25 protein-coding genes are annotated in these 22,425 nt (G+C 41.3%); 16 read left to right on the top strand and 9 right to left on the bottom strand.

What is annotated here, in order from left to right:
• The first annotated feature begins 299 nt into the window (after positions 1 to 299).
• Complete coding sequence (locus ABEV15_RS12850) at positions 300 to 503, top strand: hypothetical protein (protein ID WP_429630514.1); 204 nt, start codon at positions 300 to 302, stop codon at positions 501 to 503.
• 23 nt (positions 504 to 526) lie between these two features.
• Here the strand turns inward: ABEV15_RS12850 and ABEV15_RS12845 are convergent, their stop codons facing one another.
• Both ABEV15_RS12845 and ABEV15_RS12840 read right to left on the bottom strand, forming a co-directional pair.
• A complete protein-coding gene (locus tag ABEV15_RS12845; RefSeq protein ID WP_339173872.1) occupies positions 527 to 694 on the bottom strand; it encodes a hypothetical protein in 168 nt (55 codons plus the stop codon).
• 60 nt (positions 695 to 754) lie between these two features.
• A complete protein-coding gene (locus ABEV15_RS12840) occupies positions 755 to 967 on the bottom strand; it encodes a YppF family protein (RefSeq protein WP_429630512.1) in 213 nt (70 codons plus the stop codon).
• Between the two features lie 154 nt (positions 968 to 1,121).
• Between ABEV15_RS12840 and ABEV15_RS12835 the strand changes: the two genes are divergently transcribed.
• On the top strand, positions 1,122 to 1,457 hold the full coding sequence (locus ABEV15_RS12835) for a YppG family protein (RefSeq protein ID WP_498853444.1): 336 nt from the start codon (positions 1,122 to 1,124) through the stop codon (positions 1,455 to 1,457).
• A gap of 21 nt (positions 1,458 to 1,478) precedes the next feature.
• Here ABEV15_RS12835 and ABEV15_RS12830 read toward each other — a convergent pair whose 3' ends face one another.
• Positions 1,479 to 1,907, bottom strand: coding sequence for an Hsp20 family protein (locus ABEV15_RS12830; protein WP_498853443.1), 429 nt, complete (start codon positions 1,905 to 1,907; stop codon positions 1,479 to 1,481).
• Positions 1,908 to 2,308: 401 nt separating this feature from the next.
• Between ABEV15_RS12830 and ABEV15_RS12825 the strand changes: the two genes are divergently transcribed.
• A complete protein-coding gene (locus ABEV15_RS12825; RefSeq protein WP_498853442.1) occupies positions 2,309 to 3,952 on the top strand; it encodes a glycerol-3-phosphate dehydrogenase/oxidase in 1,644 nt (547 codons plus the stop codon).
• A gap of 92 nt (positions 3,953 to 4,044) precedes the next feature.
• Here ABEV15_RS12825 and ABEV15_RS12820 read toward each other — a convergent pair whose 3' ends face one another.
• From ABEV15_RS12820 to ABEV15_RS12800, 5 genes are all read right to left on the bottom strand, one after another.
• Positions 4,045 to 4,470 carry an Hsp20/alpha crystallin family protein gene (locus tag ABEV15_RS12820; RefSeq protein ID WP_498853441.1) on the bottom strand — a complete coding sequence of 142 codons (426 nt, stop codon included), beginning with the start codon at positions 4,468 to 4,470 and terminating at the stop codon, positions 4,045 to 4,047.
• Positions 4,471 to 4,542: 72 nt separating this feature from the next.
• Positions 4,543 to 4,803 carry a protein YoyC gene (gene yoyC / locus ABEV15_RS12815; RefSeq protein ID WP_429630502.1) on the bottom strand — a complete coding sequence of 87 codons (261 nt, stop codon included), beginning with the start codon at positions 4,801 to 4,803 and terminating at the stop codon, positions 4,543 to 4,545.
• Positions 4,804 to 4,817: 14 nt separating this feature from the next.
• Positions 4,818 to 5,792, bottom strand: a complete 975-nt coding sequence (locus ABEV15_RS12810; RefSeq protein ID WP_498853440.1) for a hypothetical protein — start codon at positions 5,790 to 5,792, stop codon at positions 4,818 to 4,820.
• A 45-nt stretch (positions 5,793 to 5,837) separates the two neighbouring features.
• Positions 5,838 to 6,929 carry a diguanylate cyclase gene (locus tag ABEV15_RS12805; RefSeq protein ID WP_498853439.1) on the bottom strand — a complete coding sequence of 364 codons (1,092 nt, stop codon included), beginning with the start codon at positions 6,927 to 6,929 and terminating at the stop codon, positions 5,838 to 5,840.
• A 70-nt stretch (positions 6,930 to 6,999) separates the two neighbouring features.
• The gene (locus tag ABEV15_RS12800) at positions 7,000 to 8,232 is read right to left on the bottom strand and encodes an aminopeptidase (protein ID WP_498853438.1); all 1,233 of its coding nucleotides are present in this window, start codon (positions 8,230 to 8,232) and stop codon (positions 7,000 to 7,002) included.
• A 108-nt stretch (positions 8,233 to 8,340) separates the two neighbouring features.
• Here ABEV15_RS12800 and ABEV15_RS12795 point away from each other — a divergent pair, with 108 nt between their 5' ends.
• The 10 genes from ABEV15_RS12795 to ABEV15_RS12750 all read left to right on the top strand — a co-directional run bounded on the left by ABEV15_RS12795 (position 8,341) and on the right by ABEV15_RS12750 (position 16,651).
• Complete coding sequence (locus ABEV15_RS12795) at positions 8,341 to 8,532, top strand: hypothetical protein (RefSeq protein ID WP_498853437.1); 192 nt, start codon at positions 8,341 to 8,343, stop codon at positions 8,530 to 8,532.
• The gene (locus tag ABEV15_RS12790) at positions 8,495 to 8,767 is read left to right on the top strand and encodes a hypothetical protein (RefSeq protein WP_498853436.1); all 273 of its coding nucleotides are present in this window, start codon (positions 8,495 to 8,497) and stop codon (positions 8,765 to 8,767) included. The genes ABEV15_RS12795 and ABEV15_RS12790 overlap by 38 nt, the downstream gene beginning before the upstream one ends.
• A complete protein-coding gene (locus ABEV15_RS12785) occupies positions 8,764 to 9,717 on the top strand; it encodes a glycerate kinase (protein ID WP_498853435.1) in 954 nt (317 codons plus the stop codon). Before ABEV15_RS12790 ends, ABEV15_RS12785 begins: the two co-directional genes overlap by 4 nt.
• Before the next feature lie 177 nt (positions 9,718 to 9,894).
• A complete protein-coding gene (locus ABEV15_RS12780; RefSeq protein WP_498853434.1) occupies positions 9,895 to 11,010 on the top strand; it encodes an IS4 family transposase in 1,116 nt (371 codons plus the stop codon).
• Positions 11,011 to 11,197: 187 nt separating this feature from the next.
• The gene (locus ABEV15_RS12775; protein ID WP_498853433.1) at positions 11,198 to 12,397 is read left to right on the top strand and encodes an RNA-guided endonuclease InsQ/TnpB family protein; all 1,200 of its coding nucleotides are present in this window, start codon (positions 11,198 to 11,200) and stop codon (positions 12,395 to 12,397) included.
• 82 nt (positions 12,398 to 12,479) lie between these two features.
• Positions 12,480 to 12,647 carry a hypothetical protein gene (locus ABEV15_RS12770; RefSeq protein ID WP_498853432.1) on the top strand — a complete coding sequence of 56 codons (168 nt, stop codon included), beginning with the start codon at positions 12,480 to 12,482 and terminating at the stop codon, positions 12,645 to 12,647.
• Positions 12,648 to 12,875: 228 nt separating this feature from the next.
• Entirely contained in the window at positions 12,876 to 13,736 is an 861-nt protein-coding gene (locus ABEV15_RS12765; protein ID WP_498853431.1) for an ABC transporter ATP-binding protein, read from the top strand.
• Positions 13,672 to 14,604: an iron-hydroxamate ABC transporter substrate-binding protein gene (locus tag ABEV15_RS12760; RefSeq protein WP_429630486.1), complete on the top strand. Its 933-nt coding sequence runs from the start codon at positions 13,672 to 13,674 to the stop codon at positions 14,602 to 14,604. The genes ABEV15_RS12765 and ABEV15_RS12760 overlap by 65 nt, the downstream gene beginning before the upstream one ends.
• 62 nt (positions 14,605 to 14,666) lie before the next feature.
• The gene (locus tag ABEV15_RS12755) at positions 14,667 to 15,641 is read left to right on the top strand and encodes a FecCD family ABC transporter permease (RefSeq protein WP_498853430.1); all 975 of its coding nucleotides are present in this window, start codon (positions 14,667 to 14,669) and stop codon (positions 15,639 to 15,641) included.
• Positions 15,638 to 16,651 (top strand): FecCD family ABC transporter permease, encoded by a 1,014-nt coding sequence (locus ABEV15_RS12750; protein WP_498853429.1) that lies wholly within the window; start codon positions 15,638 to 15,640, stop codon positions 16,649 to 16,651. The genes ABEV15_RS12755 and ABEV15_RS12750 overlap by 4 nt, the downstream gene beginning before the upstream one ends.
• A 33-nt stretch (positions 16,652 to 16,684) precedes the next feature.
• On the opposite strand, the gene speD is transcribed toward ABEV15_RS12750, so the two are convergent.
• Entirely contained in the window at positions 16,685 to 17,455 is a 771-nt protein-coding gene (speD, locus tag ABEV15_RS12745; RefSeq protein ID WP_498853428.1) for an adenosylmethionine decarboxylase, read from the bottom strand.
• Positions 17,456 to 17,564: 109 nt separating this feature from the next.
• Between speD and ABEV15_RS12740 the strand changes: the two genes are divergently transcribed.
• From ABEV15_RS12740 to ABEV15_RS12730, 3 genes are all read left to right on the top strand, one after another.
• Entirely contained in the window at positions 17,565 to 19,391 is a 1,827-nt protein-coding gene (locus ABEV15_RS12740; protein ID WP_498853427.1) for a monovalent cation:proton antiporter family protein, read from the top strand.
• A 111-nt stretch (positions 19,392 to 19,502) separates the two neighbouring features.
• Positions 19,503 to 19,829 carry a nucleoside triphosphate pyrophosphohydrolase gene (locus tag ABEV15_RS12735; protein ID WP_340720747.1) on the top strand — a complete coding sequence of 109 codons (327 nt, stop codon included), beginning with the start codon at positions 19,503 to 19,505 and terminating at the stop codon, positions 19,827 to 19,829.
• On the top strand, positions 19,822 to 22,254 hold the full coding sequence (locus ABEV15_RS12730; RefSeq protein ID WP_498853426.1) for a DEAD/DEAH box helicase family protein: 2,433 nt from the start codon (positions 19,822 to 19,824) through the stop codon (positions 22,252 to 22,254). Before ABEV15_RS12735 ends, ABEV15_RS12730 begins: the two co-directional genes overlap by 8 nt.
• The last annotated feature ends 171 nt before the right edge of the window (positions 22,255 to 22,425 follow it).

Below are 22,425 nucleotides of genomic sequence, written 5' to 3'. Positions count from 1 at the left end.
TCACCTCCTCCTACTCGATTGTAGAAGGACGATCTGGGCCTTCTAGCTTCTTGTCGCCAAAGCCTGTCGCTTCTTTTTGCTTTGGCTTTTGTTTTTTTGGTTGCTCTTTTTTTGCCATCGGATTTCCTCCTTTCTTCGTTTTATTTTGGCCGATCATGTCAAAAACATACGAATACATTTGTCGGATTTTGTACGCATAACACTTTGTTTGCCGAATTTCTTCTAGTTTTGTCAAGCGAGAAGGAAGGAAGTGAAAGATGGCGAATGTGTATGGCAAAGGGCGAAAGGGGAGTTGGAGGATGGAACATATCCAAATGCAATTACAACAATTATTTGAGGAAATTGAGCAGTTGGAAAATAAATTAAAAGAGCGTACAACAGAACAAATGGTGACGCATTACGATATGCAACAAGACAGTTTACAGGCGATCGAACGTCAACTCGATAATATTGAACGACGAATCGAAGAAAAAGAAACGTACATGTTCGTTCCTGCGATATAAAAAGGTGGCATAGCGGCCACCTTTTATTCTTTTACTCGTTCAATTGTCACCGGGCGATGCTCTTCGCTTCCTACCGGTTCAATAGCGTAGTCAACGACTTCCTGCCGTTTTGCTGCAACTTGTGCGCCATGTTTTGGCTTTTCGCTTTCATGCCCTTTTTTCTTATGGTGAAAATGAACACCACGACCCATTTCCATCATCCTCCTTTTGCATGCTAACGACTCATTTAGCATGGCACAAGAGGGAACAAATCATTCAGCGCTCACTGAATATTGCTTTACTCGTTCATCATCAGGTTTGTAAGCTCCAAGCTCCTCTAAATCGCGCATAAGATGGCGGTATATGCCAAGCGGCAATTCGTTGCGCAAATAAAGCTGGCGCGCAAAATCAAGCAACTCGTTCGCATCGATCGGCTCATATTGTTTTGTTGCAATAAATTTGTTTTTTAATTCAATAATTGTCATAAATATTCCCTCCCCCTTTTGCACTTATCATAACATAAAAAAAAGACGACATGTTAAATTCAAAAAATTGAGAATTCCGACATCGATTGACATGATTAGCTACGAACCATTTAGCTAAAAACGAATACGATGTAATGAAAGGAGATGAGAAGCTATGCATCAACCATGGTCTACCATGCAAATGCCACATATTCCACCTGTTCATTATTATCCATATTATTCCCAAACGACTTCGTTTCCGACCCAGCCAGTCGTTCCGCCAGTTGTACCATCGATGTCTCCATTCACTCCGCCAGCGGCTTCTCCTTTTGTACCGCCGATGCCTCCATTCGTTCCTGCCCCGAAACCGCCAAGCTTGCTTGAGCAGTTTAAAACAAAAGAGGGAACGTATGACATCACAAAAATGATGAATACGGTGGGGCAGGCGGTGCAAGTCATGACCCAAATGAGCGGGCTTGTAAAAGCACTAACGCAAACGTTTAAATTGTAACGTTTGCGTTTTTTCATCTAGTTATTCAATTGGGATAAATGTTTTTTTCTGCGGGAGACGAATGATCAGCTTGCCGTCTTGAAATGATGCGTGAATGTCTGATTCAGCAACAGGATAAGGAAGGAAAATAGATTTTGTTGCTCGTTCGTATGTGCGTTGGCGATGAATGATTTTCTTTTCGTCATCAATCGTTTCCGTCTGTTCATCGTAAACGACCGACAATAACAGGCGTGTATCGTCTATGAATTGCAAATGAATACCGTCACGTTTCGCGTTTGGAATATGGGCAATGATGACGTATTCCTCATTCGTTTCACGCACATCAATCGGAATATAAACAGGTGAAAGTGCACGATGAACATATGCATCGAGCGTATGCAATAATTTTTTTAACGAACGATCATCAAAAAACGAATCAAGCATATGAGACAAATCTTTTTTCACCAACATTCACTCCTTATGACATACGTTTGTTCATAATATATGCAGGAAAAAAGTAAATCGTGCGCGAAACCTTTTATGTCGTCATTCGTAAATATGCAAAAGAGATGAGAAAGGGAGAGGTCGCATGCATAAAAAACCGAAGCAAAACAAGCGTTCTAATGTAAAAAGCATCGTCAACAAATATAAAGAAAAAGGAATGAATATTAGCTTATGTAAGCCACGTTCAGCTATTAAATGGCTTTTTGTGCAAAATAGTTGCCTTTTTCCACGTATATGATACAATGAAACTAAAGTTCATATATGTCAAGAGACGAAGAGAGACCATACATGCATAATAAGCAAAACTTATTGTGCCTGTTTTGGTCTCTTTTTGTTTTTACAAGTTGTTTTTACAAGGGGGAATGGCTATGTTTTCAGCAAAACAGCGCATGCAGTTGATCGAAAAAATGAGCAAATCAACGTATGATGTGCTTGTCATTGGTGGAGGAATTACCGGTTGTGGCATTGCGCTAGATGCGACAACGCGTGGAATGAAAACAGCGCTCATTGAGATGCAAGATTTCGCGGCTGGCACGTCAAGCCGCTCGACGAAGCTCGTTCACGGTGGATTACGTTATTTAAAACAGTTTGAAGTGAAAATGGTCGCAGAAGTAGGAAAAGAGCGGGCGATCGTGTATGAAAACGGTCCGCATGTGACAACTCCAGAATGGATGTTATTGCCGATTCATCGTGGCGGCACGTTCGGAAGATGGAGCACATCCATCGGGCTATGGGTATATGATCATTTAGCTCGCGTCAAAAAAGAAGAACGACGAACGATGTTGTCCGCAGATGAGACGCTACAAAAAGAGCCGTTAATTAAACGAGATGGATTGCTCGGTGGCGGCTATTATGTTGAATATCGAACAGATGATGCACGTTTGACGATTGAAGTTATTAAAAAAGCAGTAGAATGCGGGGCGCATGCTGTCAACTACGTGAAGGCGGAGTCGTTTTTGTACGATGAAAACGGACGTGTCATTGGTGTCATATGCCGAGAGCAAATTACAGGAAAATCGTTTACGATACATGCAAAAAAAATAGTTAATGCGGCAGGTCCATGGGTCGATGTACTTCGTGAAAAAGATGGCTCAAATGTTGGAAAAAAATTACGTTTAACAAAAGGTGTGCACATTGTCATTGACCAAGCACATTTTCCGCTTAAACAAGCGGTATATTTTGATACGCCTGACGGTCGTATGGTATTTGCGATTCCGCGCGACGGGAAAACGTATGTCGGAACAACAGATACGTTTTATGATGGTGATCGTGCCCATCCGAAAATGACAAGCGACGATCGCGCGTATTTATTGTGTGCCATTCATTACATGTTTCCTTCCGTTCATATTACGGAACAGCATATTGAATCGAGTTGGGCTGGTTTACGTCCTTTAATTTACGAAGAAGGAAAAGATCCGTCAGAGATTTCCCGAAAAGATGAAATTTGGCAATCTTCTTCGGGACTTATTACGATTGCAGGGGGAAAATTAACGGGGTATCGAAAAATGGCTGAAACGGTTGTTGATCTTATTGCCAAACAGCTAGGAAAGACGTACTCACCTTGTCAAACAAAACATTTGGCGATTTCCGGTGGGGACGTCGGCGGGGCAGGCAAATGGCATGCGTTTATGTCAAAAAAAGTAGCCGAAGGGATTGCTTACGGATTTACAGAGGACGAAGCGAAACGACTCGTTCAACGATACGGTACGAATGTCGATCGTTTATTTGCCCTTACAAACACATATGATCGAAACAAAACGTCTCTTCCGCTCGATTGGTATGTGATGTGTGTATATGCATTGGATTACGAAATGACGGTGACCCCGCTCGACTTTTTCATTCGTCGCACAGGGGCCCTCTTTTTTGACATCGCTGCGGTTCGCCAGCTAAAAGAAGCCGTCATTGCATTTATGCAATCATATTTCAATTGGACAGAAGAAGAACGAAACCGATATGAACAACAAGTAAACAAGGCGCTTCATGATGCGGTCATTCCATGTACGGAAAGTTAGGCGGGTTCTCCCGCCTCTTTCATTCACCCCATGCATACATACGTGTCAAACGCACAAAAGTTTCAAAAAAAAAACCGGCAATCGTGCCGGTTTTAATGGAATTGAACGTCAATTCGTTTTTTGTCGTCCGCTTGTGCTTTCGGAATGCGGATTTCAAGCACCCCATTTTTATACGATGCTTGCACGTTTTCATGTGCAGCAGGAGAAGGGAGAGGGATCGTACGATAAAACCGTCCGTGAAATCGCTCTTGCCGATGCATATGTTCATCTCGTACATCATGTTGGCGACGCACTTGTCCACTAATCGACAGCGTTTGATGATCAATATGAATATCGACGTCTTCTTTTCGCTCTAGCCCGGGAATGTCACATGTCACAATCATTTCTTTTTCATTTTCATGCACATCGACGCGTGGCATTCGAAATACACCGTCAATATGCGAAAAAAGCGAAGGAAAGTTGGAAAACATACGCTCCACATCTCGACGCACGACATCTAATGAACGAAATGGATCCATTGTCAAGCCTCCTTATATTATGTTCGGTATGTATTTTGTGCAAATGGAGAGATGTTATACAAAAAACTTGCCCTAGCGAGAAGGCAAGTTTTCAAGCTGTTGCACATATAAACGAACGAGTTCGTATTGTTGTTTAGCATCAAGCGATGATGTCGCAATTCGCTTGATCGCTAATGAAAATTTTTCATACGGTGATTTTCTCAAGCGCGGATGTGTCATTTCATCTAATAAATCGCGACGAATCGCATCGATTAACACTTCTTCTGCTTCGTTTTCCGTTGCGGGCAGCGAACGGTTTGACCATAATGATCGGTACGCTTCTAACAGTTCCAAAAAAAACTCCCTCCTTAGTCAATGCGTTCAATCGTTTCTGCCATTTGTAAAAACGGATCTAGCTCATTCGCTTGTTGGACAAAAATAGTCAACCGCATCGGCGTTCCGCTCTTTACAACAAATACATATACTTCTCCATCTGTAATGGCACTTTTATATACGTCCGCTCCGTTTAAAAGCGTTCCTTTTGTCCACGTTACTTTTTCGACTGTGCCGTCTTTACTGCTTGCCTTTACGTACTGTTCTGCTTGTTCCTCGATTAACGACCAGTCCGCACCATCATCAATAAGTTCTACTGTCATCGATGCTTTTTCTTCGTCGAGAAAAATCATATCTTTGCCCGGTTCGACCGCTTCGGCTTGATAACCGTTTAAAATGTTTGCTTGAAACGGCTGATTGCTACTTTTGTATGTGTAAAATGGTTCGTTCGGTTGTTCACTCGTTTCATTTTCAGTGTTTGCCGTACGTTTGATTGTTTTCGCCATCGTCATAAACGTGTCGAGCCAGTTATCTTCTTTTTTTGTAAATACCGTTAAAAACATCGGGGAATCTTGTGTGACACCAATGATGTAAACGACACTGTCATCCATATGTGCTTCATACGCAATCGCATCTTCAAACAGCAACGTTCCTTCAAACGGTGTTGTTTGCTCGGATACAGCCATTGCACGTTCTTTTGTGTACGTTTCGATTTGATCTGTCGCATCTTTTGACAATAGCTCAATGCGCATCCATTGTTCTTGCTCGCTTTCATGCATGACGACATCTTTTCCTGGCTCTTCAGCCTCTAAACTGAATTTTGGCAATAGTGAAATCGTAAACGGTTGATTCGTACTTTCTACAGATGTCAATTCAAGCGGGGCTTGTTCCTTTGGTTGTTCTTTATTTGCAACAGGTTGTTTTGCTGGCGCTGTCGTTTGTTCGTTACATGCAGAAAGCAATGTGACAGCTGCAACGATGCTAGTGAATAACTTCGACGATTGTTTCATCTTTGTCGCTCCTTTAATTGCTTTTATTTTCATTTTCGTACAGTTTTACGTTTCATGCAAGTCTTGCTTTTTATATACGACTGTACGATTTCGGCCTTGTTGTTTTGCTTCGTATAAAGCGATGTCCGCCTGTTTAAACAACTCGGTTTCATTTGTTGCAAATGTCGGAAAAAGCGAAATGCCAATGGAAACCGTAATATGCACCGTTTGTTTTTGTACGACAAATGGATGACGCTCAATTGTTGTTCGGACATGTTCGGCAAATGCTACTGCTTCATGCTCACAACTTATAAGCAAGATCGAAAATTCCTCACCGCCATTGCGAAAGGCTAGGCCGTTTTTCGGAACGAGCGAGCGAATGAGTTCCCCGAGATGACGTAAAATGACATCTCCACCATCATGCCCGTACGAGTCGTTAATCGATTTAAAGCGGTCAATATCAAATAAAATAAGCGCTAAACAGCTATTTTGTTGCTTGACTTGTGCCATTTTTTCACTTAATACAGTATGAAACTGACGAACGTTATAAAGCCCGGTTAAAAAATCGGTCGTTGCCCATGCTTTATAATATTGCAATAAATCTTTTGATTGACGAATATCTTTACAAATATTAACAGTGATATATGTGGCGATAATCGAGATGGGCCAGAAAATCAATAACGTTTCGGTGTAAATGCGGTGGTCTGGGATATTAATAAACAAAGCAAACGAAATGAGGCACATGCTGTAGACGTTCATCCAAAACGTTGTGATCGATATATGTTGTTTTATCCAGCGACTCATTAGTCCACAGCCGATTGCAATCGCGACAGAAATAAAAAAAGAAACGAGCGACGCAAACACATTGCCGAATAAAAATCGTCCTAATCCCATAATGATCCCTGCCGCCAATGCGCTTGGCATGCCGCCGTAGTAGCTGACGATAACGAGCGGAACGTGGCGCAAGTCCGCAATGATCCCATGTCCAAGTGGGATCGAAAAAAACATAAGCACAATGCTCAATAAACCACAAAAAGCCCCAGCAAGTAGGCGCATATAAAAAGGGGAGTGTTTATGAATATTTGAAAGGAAAAATTTGCTTATTAAACAAAAAACGGCAATGAGTATCCCACTGTTGGCAATAAATTGTTTGATCATCGTTCGTTCCTCCTCTCTTTGCCAATATATGCGAACGAAAAAGATGTTGCGGACAAATGCCGCAACATCTTTAAATAGAAATCACCCATTCACCATTTCGCATAATCGGTTCGCGCACGCCGTCTTTTGTGATACCATCGACGTTTAATTCATGAGAACCGATCATAAAATCTTCATGCACTAAGCTATCGTTCGCTCCGCGTTCAAGCAACTCTTCTGTGCGCATATTTGTACCACCTTCGATATTTGTCGGATACGCTTTCCCGAGCGCCAAATGTGAGGCAGCATTTTCATCAAATAACGTGTTGTAGAAAATGAGGTTCGATTGTGAAATTGGCGAGCGATGCGGTACAAGTGCAATTTCTCCTAATCGGCGCGCCCCTTCATCTGTATCAAGCAAATGTTTCAACGTGTCGTAACCGACTTCAGCTGTAAAATCAACAACTTTTCCATCTTTAAATGTGAGCGTAAAGCCATCAATAATATTTCCGCCGTAGTTGAGTGGCTTTGTATTGCGAACTACGCCGTTTGTTCCGTCTTTATGTGGCATCGTAAACACTTCTTCTGTCGGCATGTTTGGATTAAATACAATGCCGTCTGTACTTTTCGCTGCTCCGCCAGCCCAAATGTGTCCATCAGGAAGTTCTACTGTTAAGTTTGTTCCTGGTCCGTTATAAATGAGCTGTTTATATTGCTTATTGTTTAAATAATCGACAATGCGCGCTAATTTTTCGTTATGCGTTTTCCATGCCGCAATCGGATCGTCTTGATCTACGCGTGTCACTTGGAAAATAACGTCCCATAATTTTGCGATCGCTTCGTCTTCATTCATATGAGGAAATACTTTTTTCGCCCATGCAGACGTCGGCACAGCAATTAATGACCAACAGTTATGATCAGCCATTAAGCGGCTGCGATAATTTTGTAGCGCCATGCTTGCCGCTTTTGTTGCCGCAGCTACTCGTGCAGGATCAATATCTTTTAATAAGTCTGGATTTGGTGCATAAATGCTTAAAAACGCTCCACCTTTTTCAGCGACTTCCTCGCGTCCTTTCGCAAGCCATGTCGGATATTCATGAAGCGCTTCTTCTGGTGCATGTTTAAATTTTATGTACGTGATTTCCTCGTCGCTCCACTCGACATGCACATGTTTCGCCCCAGCTTCATATGCTTTTTCAGCAATTTTGCGCACAAGTGGGGCAGAAGGAAGCGGTGCGTTAATAAACAACGTTTGCCCTTGCTGAATGTTGACGCCAACGCGTACAGCAAGTTCTGCGTATTTTTCTAATTGTTTTTCTAACATGCTATATACCTCCTGATTGCTATTTTCAGCATAATGCCATTGTAACAAACTGTTGCTTATTGTGCCAACGTTTCCCGCGGTGATATGATGAGAAAAAGGGGGAGCATTATGGGAGATCAGCAGTTACTATATGTAGAAGGCATGTTTATTTGTGCCCATGAACGAACGGTTGATGTACAAGTCAAAGGAGAGACGCTCACATTTACGACGACAGAACGGCTTATCGGCTTTTGTGCTGGAGATGATGTTGGCGTCGCTTTCTGTGAAATTAGTGACGAAAAAAAAACTCATTTCCATTGAACGACAAGACGGCCCACCGCTTTCGTATGTGAATGGTGAATGGTTTGCTGAAATTATATTTATCGATTCGATCGATGCGACGACGTTTTTATTTGATTTATATCGTTCACCTTATCGTGATCATGAACGAATGATGACAAACGGACCGTTTTCGTGCGAGCGTGGAACGATCATGACCGTTTTGTTTATTCGGCAAGATGGAAAAAATATATTAAAGAAGGTTGTGAGCGCATGAATGTTGTCATTGCACCGGATTCATTTAAAGGAAGTTTATTAGCGAGCGAAGTGTGCACCATTATAAAAGAAGCGTTTCGCTGTGAATATCCGGAAGCGACCGTCATCACTGTTCCGATGGCAGACGGGGGAGAAGGGACGATGGAAGCGATCGTTTCCGCTATGAACGGCTCCGTTCAATATGTAACGGTTCGCGGTCCGCTTTTCGAAACGCGGCAAGCGGCATATGGCGTTGCTCAAGATACGGCTGTCATCGAAGTGGCGCAAGTGATCGGCTTGCCGCTTGTCCCAATGGAAAAGCGCAATCCGCTTCACACGACAACGTATGGTGTGGGCGAAGTGATCGCAACAGCGCTTGATGCGGGGTATCGCCGGTTCGTCATTGGGCTTGGCGGAAGTAGTACAAATGATGGTGGGTTCGGCATGTTATGTGCGCTCGGCGTGACGTTTACGAATGCTAAAGGGGAACCATTGCCTCCGGTCCCGTCTTCTTTGCCACAAATCGCTCATGTCAATATGACATCGCTTGATCGACGCCTGCATGAAAGCGAGTTTCTTATCGCATGTGATGTCGATAATCCGCTTTGTGGAGAGCGAGGAGCATCGTACGTATTTGGACCGCAAAAAGGAGCAAATGATGAAGTGGTTCGTATATTGGATCGATGGCTATATACGTATGCGCAAACAATCGAACAGCAAATTGGTCGTTCATATGCACGTGAGCGCGGAGCTGGTGCGGCAGGAGGTTTAGGTTTTGCCTTTTTATTGCTTGGAGGGAAATTAATTTCCGGGGCAAAACTTGTTGGTGAAACGGTGCAACTGCCGCAAAAAATCAAACATGCTCACATTGTCATTACTGGAGAAGGACAAAGCGACGGGCAAACGTTATATGGGAAAGTGCCGTTTTATGTTGGACAATTAGCGAACGAATATAGTCAAAAAATAAATTAAATTTAATATAGAATATTAAAAATTTATAATAAAAAATCACTAGTGTTGCATTAATTTAATTTTAATATTAAAAAGACTCACAATCTTCACTTATTTTATTTTGTGAAAAGAAAAAGTCCTTTATAATGGATAAGTCAGGTGGTAACCCGTCCAAATCCACTAAAAAGGACCAAACTCATGGACAAGATTACACGAAAAACTTCATTTGGACAATGGTTTTCGCCAATAAATCTTCAATTATTTGAAGAACAGGTGAAAACGATGAAATTAGATTACTATACGAAAAAATTAACGACAGAGTCATTTCTAAAATTACTGCTTTTTGCGCAATTGGAAGAAATCGAAAGTCTCCATGCGCTAAGCGATTGCCTTTTTGATGACCAGCTTCAAAAAGGGGTCGGCCTTAATTCTATCAGTATTTCACAGTTGTCACGGCGATTAAATGGTATAAACCCAGATCTATTTCAAAAGCTTTTTCTTGATTTAGTCGCAAAAATTCATGCCAAAACACAACACACAAAACGGGTCATGCCTTTAAAAATCATTGATTCAAGCACATTGCCATTTAATTTGACCAACCATAAATGGGCGAAGTTTCGCAAAACAAAGGCGGGTGTAAAGCTACATTTGCGCCTTGTGTTTATGGAAAAGGGGATATCCTATCCTGAAAAAGCTTTGATGACAACGGCAAGAGAACATGACCGTGGACAGCTTGAAATCATGGTGGATGACAAGGAATGCATGTATGTGTTTGACCGTGGCTACCTAGACTATGAGCGCTTTGATCGTATGACGGATGACGGCTACTTCTTTCTTTCCAGACTACGGAAAAACGCTGTTATACGGGAAGTTTATGATTTTAAACTACCCGAAGATACGAGTGTTTTGTCGGATCAAATGGTATTGATTGGCACAACTCAAAACCGTGCTGAAAATTACTTTCGCCTTCTAAAAGTGATGGATTCAAAAGGAAATGAACTCCATTTAATCACAAATCGTTTTGATTTAAGCGCCGAAGAAATTTCCGAGATGTACAAATCACGATGGGCTATTGAACTGTTTTTTAAATGGATCAAACAACATCTCAGCATCAAAAAATTCTATGGTCAAAGTGAATGGGCGATTCAAAATCAAGTATTTATCGCACTTATTGTTTTTTGCCTACATGTTCTGGCACAAATTGAAACAAATAGTACGCGAAAAACCTTACAAATTAGCCGTTATTTAAGGGCTGCATTGTGGAAACCAGCACATATCTGGCTTCGAAAAATTGAAGGAAAAGCCATCCCTTAATAAGTAAATTGTCGTCGTCGCACAGGTCTAATTGTCAATAAATTCCCAAATGGATGGAGTCACCTTTAATTGGGTATTTACCTTTTTGGCCCTAAACAGGAAAAGTAATAAAACTGAAAATTACGACAATATTTATGCAACACTAGTGATAAAAAATATTAAAATATAAATGAAGGAGGTGATAAATATGTTAGTAACAAGAGTTGAACAACATCAAATTAATTCCTATCATTATTTATATCATTATTGTAATGATTTATGTTTCAAATCTAAAAATCTTTACAATTATGCTAATTACATTGTTAGACAAGAGTTTATAAATAACAATGAATGGATTCGTTATAATTCATTAGATAAGATGTTGAAACATGAACAAGTTTATAAAGAATTGCCTGCTCAAACATCGCAACAAATATTAAGATTGCTAGATAAGAATTGGAAGTCATTTTTTGAAGCTATAAAGGATTGGAGTAAAAACAAAGAAAAATATTTAGGTAAACCAAAGTTGCCTAAATATAAAAAGAAAAATGGGCGTAATGTTGTGATTTTTACTAATCAACAATGTAAGATTAAAGATGGATACATTAAATTTCCTAAGACCAGTTTAAAGTTAAAGACAAAAGTTATAAAGGGTTTGCAACAAGTGCGAATTGTACCAAAGGGTAGTATTTACGTAATTGAAGTTGTTTATAAAAAAGAAATTCCAGATATGATTCATGAAGGTAATCGTGTTGTAGGTATTGATTTAGGATTAAATAACTTTGCAACTATTGTAAATAACATCGGTGAAACGCCGATTGTTATTAATGGCAAGGGTATCAAATCAATAAATCAATACTATAACAAACAAAAAGCGTATTTTCAAAGTATTTTAAAGAAACAAAATGGATTGGATTGGAGTAAAAGACTAGAAAAAATAACATTAAAACGGAACAATAAAATTAAAGACTTCATGCATAAGGCAAGTAGATATGTTGTAAATTGGTGTGTTAAGCATAATATTGATACGATTATTATTGGTAAAAATGATAATTGGAAACAAGGGATTAATTTAGGAAAACGATTAAATCAATCATTTGTGCAAATTCCTTATGATATGTTTATAAATCAATTAAAATACAAATGTGAAGAAGTTGGGATTAAGTTAATAGTAACCGAAGAGTCTTATACAAGCGGAACATCATTTTTAGACGGAGAAGCTCCAACCAAAGAAAATTATAATAAAAACAGAAGAATTAAAAGAGGTTTATTTAAATCCAATAAAGGGATTTTAATAAATGCAGACGTGAATGGAGCGTACAACATTATGAGAAAAGTATTCCCAAAGGCGTTCGCCAATGGGATAGAGGGTGTGGGGTTACACCCAGTTAAGCTAAATGTGGCTTGACGAAGAATAATGTTTAATGAAGGATTTTAATATTTTTGAATAAATTAAACATTATTCATAACCTGACGTCCCTGCTTTTTTATTGTCAGGCAGTCTCGGCGATGGGTTCGCAAAGCTATACGCATATTTTGTTAGCTGTGATGCGATTGCGACAAAACCGATGACGGTAGAACAGTGCATGCAATCAGCTTCTACGCTTTTATATGCCAAAGCACGGAACATTGCTCGTACACTCAAGCGGTTTTCCTAGTCGAAAACCGCTTCATTAATGCTTAGTTTACTTTTATTAAACATTGTTCTAAATAAACAAATAAAAAGAAAAAAAACACATTTTTAACTTCCCTCCGAATGAAGTTGGTTTTTTTTTTTCACAAAAAACGCATTGACAATGATAATCAATTGATGTAATTTAAAATATGTATTGATATTAATTCTCAATATCAATATGTTTTCTTGGCGTTCGAGGGGGTAAACATATATGCCGCGATTGTACACAGAACAGCTTTCTGTTGGATATGGTGAGCGTGTCATTGTCAACCGACTAACTGTACATATTCCAGATGAAAAAATAACGACAATTATCGGGCCGAACGGGTGCGGAAAATCGACGCTCTTAAAAGCGATGACGCGCATTATTCGTCATCAAGAGGGAGCGGTCATTTTAGACGGGAAACAAATTTCGCAAGAGCATACGAAATTGCTGGCGCAAAAAATGGCCATTTTACCGCAAACGCCGGAAAGCCCTGGAGGTTTAACGGTCGGTGAGCTCGTTTCTTACGGACGGTTTCCGTATCAAAAAGGATTCGGCCGGCTAACGCAGCGAGACTATGAAGTTATCGATTGGGCGCTTGAAGTCACCGGAACAATCGAGTTTAAACATCGCCCTGTTGATTCGCTATCTGGCGGCCAGCGACAACGGGTATGGATTGCGATGGCGCTTGCGCAAGAAACAGATATAATCTTTTTAGATGAACCGACAACGTATTTAGATATGGCTCATCAATTAGAAGTGCTCGAATTACTCCAGCGTCTTAACCTAGAACAACAACGCACGATCGTCATGGTGCTACATGATTTAAATCAAGCGGCTCGGTTTGCTGATTATATGATTGCGATGAAAGACGGAAAAATTGTTCAAGCAGGAACGTGCGAACAAGTCATGACGCGAGATGTGTTACGAAAAGTGTTTCATATTGACGCGGAAATCGGTCGTGACCCTCGAACAAACAAACCGATGTGTATCACATATCATTTAATAAAAGGAGATGCAGAACATGTTGAAGAAGCGAATGATGTCCATTCTTCTTTTGTTCGTCCTCATCTTGAGTGCGTGCGGTAATCAAGCAGCAGAAAAAGAACAAGAAAAGGAAGCAAAAGAAAAGAACGAACCAAAAACAATGACATATCAATCTGAAACAGGCCCAGTCGAAGTGCCTACGAATCCGAAGCGCGTTGTTGTTTTATCGTCATTTTTAGCAGGTAGTGTGATGGCGTTAGATGTGCCAATTGTTGGTGTTGATTCTTGGGCAAAAATGAACCCTCGTTATGAGCCATATTTAAAAGATGCAAAAGAAGTAACAGATGAAAGTTTAGAACAAATTATCGAGCTTGAGCCAGATTTAATTATCGCTGCGTCAACAAACAAAAACTTAGATAAATTAAAAGAAATTGCTCCAACTGTCACATATACTTACGGAAAAGTAGACTATTTAACACAACATTTAGAAATTGGAAAGTTATTAAATAAAGAAGAAGAAGCGAAAAAATGGATCGATGACTTCAAAAAGCGGGCACAAGAAGCTGGCGAAAAAATTCGCGCAAAAATTGGTGAAAATGCAACGGTTTCGGTCATTGAAAACTTCGATAAACAATTGTATGTATTCGGAAACAACTGGGGCCGCGGCACAGAAATTTTATATCAAGAAATGAAATTAAAAATGCCAAAAGCAGTAGAAGAACATGCATTAAAAGACGGATACTATGCGATTTCCCTTGAAGTTCTTCCGCAATTTGCCGGAGATTATCTCATTTTCAGCAAAAATGCAGATGGCGATCTTTCATTCACAGAAACAGATACGTATAAAAATATCCCAGCGGTGAAAAACAACCGCGTCTTTGAAGCCAATGCAAAAGAATTTTACTTTAACGACCCAATTACATTAGAATATCAGCTTGAGTTTTTCAAAAAGCACTTCTTAGGAGAGTGATATAAAAGAAAGAGGAGTTCGTCGTGAATTCCTCTTTCTTTATGTATGGAGGAAAAGAGAGGATGCATATGCTAAAAAAATTTTTGCTCGCTTTCATTGTATTCATTGCGACATTTGTTTGCGCGATTGTCATCGGGGCAGCAGAAACGACAGTGAAAGACATATGGCTAGCGATCACAGCACCAGAGACAAATAAAGTGGCAATGATGATTCGCGAAGTTCGCCTACCACGTGAATTCGCAGCTGTCGTCGTAGGTGCAGCCTTGGCTGTCGCTGGCGCCATTATGCAAGGCATGACGCGAAATCCACTCGCCGACCCAGGACTCATCGGGCTGACAGCAGGGGCAAATGCCGCTTTAGCAGCAACGTTTGCGTTTTTCCCGGCTGCAAACTATATTCAAACTGTATTTGCTTGCTTTGTTGGGGCAGCGTTCGGAGGTTTGCTCGTATTCGGCATTGGCGCCAAACAATTTTCACCGTTTCGGATTGTACTAGCCGGCGCTGCCATTTCTACTTTTTTATACGCTGTTTCAGAAGCATTAGGTCTCATATATAAAGTATCGAAAGACGTATCGATGTGGACGGCTGGCGGCATGATGGGAACGACATGGCATGAATTGAAAATCGTTACCCCGTTCATTTGTTTCGCGATGCTTATTGCTTTTTGGCAAAGCCGACAATTAACGATTTTAAGCATGAGTGAAGAAGTAGCTCTCGGACTTGGTCAACAACTGACGCGTGTAAAAATGATTCTTTTTTTCATCGTTATTGTACTAGCTGGTGCGTCTGTGGCACTTGTCGGCAATTTAGCGTTTGTCGGTTTAATGGTTCCTCACTTTGTCCGTTTGCTCGTTGGAACGGATTATCGTTTTATTTTGCCAATGAGTGCGATCGGCGGTGCGACATTTATGTTATTTGCAGATACAGTCGCACGAATGATTCACGCACCGTATGAGACGCCCGTTGTCGCTGTTGTGGCTGTCATGGGGCTTCCGTTTTTTCTTTTCATCGTGCGTAAAGGAGAGAAAATGCTATGATCGTACCTCAGTTACGAAAAAAACAGCGCATCATTTTGCTCGTTCTATTTATGTTCATCTGCATAACGGCCATCATCAGCATGGGAACAGGCTATTCTTCTTTATCTTTCGACCGTCTCATTCCGGTGCTTTTAGGTGACGGGACGTTTAAAGAGCAATTCATTTTGTTTTCGATTCGTTTGCCACGCATCGTTATTACGTTGCTTGCAGGTGTGGCATTAGCGTTGTCTGGTGCCATTTTACAAGTTGTGATGCGCAACGATTTAGCCGATCCAGGTGTTATCGGTATAAATGCGGGCGCAGGTGTTGGTGTCGCCTTGTTCTTTTTATTTGTTCCGATTCAAGCGGAATCGTTTGCCTATATCATTCCACTTGTTGCTTTTTTAGGCGCCTTACTGACTGCCATCATCATTTATGCGTTATCATACAATAAACAAACGGGGCTTCAACCGATTCGCCTCGTGTTAATCGGGATCGGTTTTGCGACGGCGTTTTCCGGTTTGATGGTTGTCCTCATTTCAGGAGCCGATCGTACGAGAGTCGATTTTATTGCAAAATGGTTAGCCGGCGGTATTTGGGGGCTCGATTGGGTGTTCGTTCTCGCATTATTGCCGTGGCTCATCATTCTCGTTCCGTTCGTTTTATATAAAGCTCATCGCTTGAATGCTTTGCAATTGAATGATCCTGTGGCCATTGGCATCGGCGTATCGCTCGATCGCGAACGACTCGTTTTACTATTGACGGCGGTGGCGCTTGCCGCATCGGCTGTTTCCGTCACGGGCGGTATCGCATTTGTCGGTTTAATGGCCCCACATATTGCTCGGGCGCTTGTTGGTCCTCGAAACGAGTTAAGTTTACCTGTGACGATGCTGATGGGTGGTGCGTTATTGTTGCTTGCTGATACGATTGGGCGCAATTTAATTGAACCAGATGGCCTCCCTGCTGGTGTCATCGTGTCGATCATCGGTGCGCCTTATTTTGTATATTTGTTATGGAGAAATAAAAAATAACAGACAGAGCGCTCGTCTCTGTCTGTTATTTTGTCATGAATGCGGCATATTTTTTCCGTAAAAAATTTCATCCATCTCTATGCGTAATTTATGTGTAATCGTATCTGCTTCTTCTTTTGTCAGTTCATCTTTTGATAGCTCAAACAAATAGCTATCTAAATCAAACTCGCGTAATTTGCATTTCGTATGGAAAATATGTTCTTGATACACGTTCACATCAATCATATCGTATTGTTTGCGAATGTCATCGGGGATGTAGTTTTGAATCGATGTAATGTCATGATCGATAAACAGCTTTTTCCCCGAAATGTCGCGTGTAAATCCGCGCACACGATAGTCGATAATCATAATATCGGTTTCAAATGAGCGAATTAAATAATCAAGCGCCTTTAACGGTGAAATTTCTCCACACGTTGCAACATCAATATCAGCCCGAAACGTGCTAATCCCGTCGTTCGGATGATATTCTGGATATGTATGCACGGTAATATGGCTTTTATCAAGAGCGCAAACGACCGCTTGTGGCACAGGTGGCTCTTCTTTTGGCACTTCAATCGGACTTTCAGATATAAGCATCGTCACGCTTGCCCCTTGAGGAACATAATCTTGCTTGGCGATATTCAAAATGTGTGCTCCAATCATATCCGACACGTCTTTTAAAATGTTCGTCAACCGTTCCGCATTATACACTTCGTCAATGTATGCAATATATGCTTCCCGCTCACTTGCGCTTGTCGTGTAACAAATGTCGTACATATTAAAACTAAGCGATTTCGTTAAGTTGTTAAAGCCGTGCAGTTTCATTATACATCTTCCTTTCTTTTTTCTTATGTTGCCCCGTTTATACGAAAAAATTGTAACTTTGCTCACAAACTTATATAATGGGTGAAAAGATTGGAAGGGGGAATGAAGGATGCATGCATCGCTTTCATCATTAGTTATCGTTATTGTTGCCGCTTTCCTTACGCCACTTTTATTGCACCGTTTTCGCCTGCATATGATTCCTGTCGTTGTAGCGGAAATTATTGTAGGAGTGGTCATCGGGGAAACAGGATTCAATATAGTTGAACAAGATATGTGGTTAGAGACGTTATCGACATTAGGATTTTTGTTTTTAATGTTTTTAAGTGGGTTAGAAATCGATTTTTCTGCCTTTGCGAACAAAAAGAAGGGGAAGGAAGAAAAAGAGCCAAACGCGTTTTTCGTCGCTTCTATTGTATTCGTCGGCATTTTTCTCGTTTCGCTCGCTCTTTCGTACATGTTCGTTTGGCTCGGTTACATCGACAATGCCTTTTTAATGACGCTCATTATTTCAACGATCTCGCTCGGTGTTGTCGTTCCGACATTAAAAGATGCCCAACTTATGAAAACAACGATTGGACAAACGATTTTATTAATTGCGGTTATTGCGGACTTAGTAACAATGGTTCTTTTAGCTGTATTTGTATCGATGCATGATCCGAGTCACGGAAATGTATGGTTGTTGCTTGTATTGTTTCTTGTTGGTGTTATTTTTTACTTTGCAGGTAAATATTTTAAAAAGCGTTCGTTTATCGAAACGATGGCAAAAGGGACGATTCAAATTGGCACGCGCGCTGTATTTGCGTTGATTATCGTCCTCGTCGCGCTATCGGAAACGCTTGGTGCGGAAAATATTTTAGGTGCGTTTCTTGCCGGTGTCCTCGTTTCTTTACTGGCGCCAAATCAAGATTTCGTTCATAAGCTCGATTCGTTCGGTTACGGCTTTTTTATCCCGATTTTCTTTGTAATGGTCGGTGTTAATTTAGATCTTCGCCCATTGTTTACGCAATTCGATATTTTATTGCTTATTCCGCTTTTATTTGTTGCACTTGTCATTTCTAAAGTCGTTCCGGTGTACATATTGCGCATTTGGTATGATCGCAATACAACGCTTGCGGCAGGATTTTTACTCGTTTCGACGCTTTCGCTCGTCATTGCCGCAGCAACGATCGCAGAGCGAATGGGCTTGATTGATGAAAATATGAAGGGCGCCTTGATTTTAGTCGCTGTGCTCACGAGCGTCGTTTCACCGATTATGTTTAAAAAGCTGTATCGCGTGGAAAAAGAAGAACGAAAAAAGATGGTCAAATTGATTGGTACAAATCAATTTACGCTTGCAGCTGTTCGTGATTTGTCTCCAGATGAATATGAAACAACGCTATACCATATTCGCCAAGACAAAATTGAACAAACGGAACACATTTTCCCAATTGTCGATATCGATGATTATTCATTCGAAACGTTACAAGCACATGAGGCACTAACAGCTGACGTTGTCGTCGTTTTAACAGCTAACGAACAGACGAACGCCCAAATTGCCACATGGGCAAAAGAGCAAGGAACCCCGCGCGTCATCGCCTTCGCAGAGTCACCATCGGTTGTTCAACAACTAAAAAGCATAGACGTCGAAACGATTTCTCTCGCCCTCTCAGCAGGAGCGATGTTAAAAGCACTTATCGAGTCACCAAATGTTGTCCATATGTTGACAAAGCGTGACATCACATTACATGAAATCGAAATGAACAACTTGGCTTATCACGGTGTGCTTCTCCGCCAATTCCCATTTCTAGGCGATTGCATCATCGTCCGCATTTTCCGCGGTCACGAATCGATCGTCCCACACGGCGACACCGAAATGCGCATCGGCGACCGCATGATCGTCACCGGTTCAGAGGAATATGTGAAAGAATTGCGGGAGTTGTTGGAGGGGAAATATTGAAAACCGAGGGAGAAATCCTCGGTTTTTCCTTTTCTGTGATGATTCTTTTATATATGAAAAAATTCTAGTAAAATATGTAACAGATGAAGAAAAAGTAGAGGAGAGGATACGATGCCTGTTTATAATAAATTGGTTCGAGATTTGATTCCTAAAGTTATTGAAGAAGCAGGGAAGACATTTACAACGCGAACATTAAGTGATGAGGAATATCGCCAAGAACTGCGAAAAAAAGCGTTTGAGGAATTAGAGGAATATATGAATGCACCAGATGATGTCACAGCGGTCGAAGAGCTAGCTGATTTATTGGAAATTATTCATGCGCTTGCTGCATGTCACGGGGCAACGATGGAACAAGTCGAAGCCATTCGTGCATCGAAAGCGGAACAACGAGGAGGGTTTAAAGAGAAAATTTTCTTAATTGAGGTACACGATGAGTAAAGTCGAGTTTATTAAACGTCATTTGATCGAAAAGCTAAACGAGTATATCGAAACATCTTCAACAATTTATATTTTAACGTCGTTTGTGATGAAGTCGGGCGTGGAGGTCATAAAAGAACCGCTCCAACGTGCAGCGGAGCGGGGAGCCGATATTAAAATCTGTGCTGGCGATTATTTATATGTCACACAACCCGAGGCTCTGCGTCAGCTTATCACGATCCATCCGAACATTGAAGTTCGCTTATGGAAGAGCGACGGTGTTTCTTTCCATCCGAAAGCGTATTTATTTGAGAATGAAGATGATGGATATTTTATTATCGGTTCGTCCAATTTATCTCGTTCAGCGTTAACAAGCGGTGTAGAATGGAGTATCGGCATACATAAATGCGTGGAAGAACATGTGTTTGTGGAAGTAATGAATGAATTTTTAACGCTTTTTTACGCCGAACAAACGGTGCAAGTGAATGCCGAAACGTTACAACAGTATGAAGAACAATATGCTATTTATCATCAACGTCATACGAACCTCGTGCGACAATGGACGAAGCTAGAGGAAGTAGAATTGACGATTCCTATTGCAATGACAGAAAAGATGGAAGTCATTCACGATGAACAAGCATCATACGGAGTCATTCGACCGCGTTTTGCGCAAGTGGAAGCACTCGCCCAGCTAGAAGCAACGTATGCAGAAGGATACGATCGCGCGATGGTCGTTATGGCAACAGGGCTAGGTAAAACGTATTTAGCTGCTTTTTTCGCCCGAAAGTTTCAAAGAGTGCTATTTGTAGCGCACCGCGAAGAAATTTTGCATCAAGCGAAGCGGTCGTTTGCGCAAGTTATGCCAGAGAAAACGTTCGGCATTTACGACGGTAAAATAAAAGAACGGCAAGCCGATGTCGTCTTTGCGTCGATTTTTACGCTAAGCATGAAAAAACATTTAACTACGTTTGCAAAAGACGCATTTGACCTTATTGTGATTGACGAATTTCATCATGCCGCGGCGAAGTCATATGAACGGGTGCTTGCGTATTTCCAGCCGAAATTTTTACTCGGCATTACCGCGACGTCTGATCGTAATGACTATAAAGACGTATACGCGCTTTGCGACGGAAACGTGGCGTACCGTATTGATTTTATCGAAGCAGTACAGCGCGGCTGGCTTGCGCCATTTCACTATTATGGCGTATATGACGATACAGATTATACGAAAATCGCTTGGCGCGGCAACCGCTACGATGAAGAACAACTATTGCAAGCACAACTTCGTCACGAAATGGCAGAACGCATTTTGCAAGCTTGGGAGAAATATAAGCAAACGAAAACGCTCGTGTTTTGTTCTTCCATTCGCCAAGCGGATTTTTTAGCTGATTATTTTAATAACCACGGTTATCGAGCGATTAGTTTGCATTCCAAACAAATACATATCACGCGCACGAAAGCGATTGAACTACTCGAAAAAGGCGAATTAGACGCGATTTTCACCGTCGATTTATTTAACGAAGGCGTCGATATTCCAGCGGTTGATACGCTATTATTCGTCCGTCCGACCGAGTCATTAACGATTTTCACCCAACAAGTCGGGCGCGGCTTGCGTCTTCATCCAGAAAAACAATATTGCGTCATTATCGACTTAATCGGAAACTATCGCAATGCCGATGTGAAACTCGCCTTATTCGATACGCAAAAAGAAGAAAGAAAAAAACAAAAGTCTGTGATCCCTGTTGCCCCTGACGGATGTGTTGTCGATTTTGATGTTCGTGTCGTTCACTTATTAGAAGAAATGCGCAGAAAACGCCAACCACGCAAAGAAAAATTATTAGTAGACTATTACGACGTAAAACAACAGCTCGGCCGCCGTCCGACGTACTTGGAACTTCATTTGCATGGACGAAGTGAAGCAAAAGAATACAGGGACGAATTCAAATCGTACGTCGGCTTTCTTTACTGGGCAGATGAATTGTCCGAGCGGGAAAAAGAAGTGTTTTTAAAGTACGAATCATGGCTTATCGAAGTCGAGCGAACAGTGATGACAAAAAGCTACAAAATGGTCGTCTTGCAGGCGATGCTAAACCGAGGGACGTCACGTTGGCATTTGCCAATCACGCCGGCCGAAGCTGCACCGTTTTTCCATCAATACTTGACGGAAAAAGAATACCGAAAACGCATCGATTTCTCTGACGGAGAAACAAAGCGATTATGGCAATACGACGAGCAAAAGGTCGCCAAACTCATCGCCAAAATGCCGATGACAAAATGGAGCGGCAGTTCCAACGGACTTCTTTCGTTTGCGAATAACATCTTCTCGCTCACCTTCCCCATCGCACCAGAAGACGAACATATGCTATACGAATGGACGCAACAGATTTGCGAATATCGGTTGCATGTGTACTTTGAGAGGAGGGGTGGGGGAGGCACGCGGAAATAAGAAGAGCAAGGGGGATGTGTGTTCATGTATTCTATTCTTGAAAACTTGCGCTGTCCAATCTGCAGAAAAGCATTTAAACGGCAAGACCAAGTTGTTCTCGATACTATTAATACAGTTATACACCATGAATGTTACTATACATGTGTAGGAAGGAAACTGTTTCCCGTTAAA

The organism is Bhargavaea massiliensis (assembly GCF_050480245.1).
Taxonomy (GTDB): Bacteria; Bacillota; Bacilli; order Bacillales; family Anoxybacillaceae; genus Anoxybacillus.
The sequence above is the reverse complement of the archived record's forward strand: the minus strand, read 5'-3'. Positions and strand labels throughout refer to the sequence as shown.

Excerpts from the sequence above, each read along its gene's own strand:
- ABEV15_RS12820 (WP_498853441.1), bottom strand. The coding sequence starts at position 4,470 with ATGGATCCATTTCGTTCATTAGATGTCGTGCGTCGAGATGTGGAGCGT.
- speD (WP_498853428.1), bottom strand. The coding sequence starts at position 17,455 with ATGAAACTGCACGGCTTTAACAACTTAACGAAATCGCTTAGTTTTAAT.
- ABEV15_RS12755 (WP_498853430.1), top strand. The coding sequence starts at position 14,667 with ATGCATATGCTAAAAAAATTTTTGCTCGCTTTCATTGTATTCATTGCG.
- ABEV15_RS12800 (WP_498853438.1), bottom strand. The coding sequence starts at position 8,232 with ATGTTAGAAAAACAATTAGAAAAATACGCAGAACTTGCTGTACGCGTT.
- ABEV15_RS12795 (WP_498853437.1), top strand. The coding sequence starts at position 8,341 with ATGGGAGATCAGCAGTTACTATATGTAGAAGGCATGTTTATTTGTGCC.
- ABEV15_RS12760 (WP_429630486.1), top strand. The coding sequence starts at position 13,672 with ATGTTGAAGAAGCGAATGATGTCCATTCTTCTTTTGTTCGTCCTCATC.
- ABEV15_RS12780 (WP_498853434.1), top strand. The coding sequence starts at position 9,895 with ATGGACAAGATTACACGAAAAACTTCATTTGGACAATGGTTTTCGCCA.
- ABEV15_RS12730 (WP_498853426.1), top strand. The coding sequence starts at position 19,822 with ATGAGTAAAGTCGAGTTTATTAAACGTCATTTGATCGAAAAGCTAAAC.
- ABEV15_RS12805 (WP_498853439.1), bottom strand. The coding sequence starts at position 6,929 with ATGATCAAACAATTTATTGCCAACAGTGGGATACTCATTGCCGTTTTT.
- ABEV15_RS12775 (WP_498853433.1), top strand. The coding sequence starts at position 11,198 with ATGTTAGTAACAAGAGTTGAACAACATCAAATTAATTCCTATCATTAT.
- ABEV15_RS12840 (WP_429630512.1), bottom strand. The coding sequence starts at position 967 with ATGACAATTATTGAATTAAAAAACAAATTTATTGCAACAAAACAATAT.
- ABEV15_RS12735 (WP_340720747.1), top strand. The coding sequence starts at position 19,503 with ATGCCTGTTTATAATAAATTGGTTCGAGATTTGATTCCTAAAGTTATT.
- ABEV15_RS12740 (WP_498853427.1), top strand. The coding sequence starts at position 17,565 with ATGCATGCATCGCTTTCATCATTAGTTATCGTTATTGTTGCCGCTTTC.
- ABEV15_RS12850 (WP_429630514.1), top strand. The coding sequence starts at position 300 with ATGGAACATATCCAAATGCAATTACAACAATTATTTGAGGAAATTGAG.
- ABEV15_RS12765 (WP_498853431.1), top strand. The coding sequence starts at position 12,876 with ATGCCGCGATTGTACACAGAACAGCTTTCTGTTGGATATGGTGAGCGT.
- ABEV15_RS12845 (WP_339173872.1), bottom strand. The coding sequence starts at position 694 with ATGGGTCGTGGTGTTCATTTTCACCATAAGAAAAAAGGGCATGAAAGC.
- ABEV15_RS12825 (WP_498853442.1), top strand. The coding sequence starts at position 2,309 with ATGTTTTCAGCAAAACAGCGCATGCAGTTGATCGAAAAAATGAGCAAA.
- ABEV15_RS12810 (WP_498853440.1), bottom strand. The coding sequence starts at position 5,792 with ATGAAACAATCGTCGAAGTTATTCACTAGCATCGTTGCAGCTGTCACA.
- ABEV15_RS12785 (WP_498853435.1), top strand. The coding sequence starts at position 8,764 with ATGAATGTTGTCATTGCACCGGATTCATTTAAAGGAAGTTTATTAGCG.
- ABEV15_RS12830 (WP_498853443.1), bottom strand. The coding sequence starts at position 1,907 with ATGTTGGTGAAAAAAGATTTGTCTCATATGCTTGATTCGTTTTTTGAT.
- ABEV15_RS12750 (WP_498853429.1), top strand. The coding sequence starts at position 15,638 with ATGATCGTACCTCAGTTACGAAAAAAACAGCGCATCATTTTGCTCGTT.
- ABEV15_RS12835 (WP_498853444.1), top strand. The coding sequence starts at position 1,122 with ATGCATCAACCATGGTCTACCATGCAAATGCCACATATTCCACCTGTT.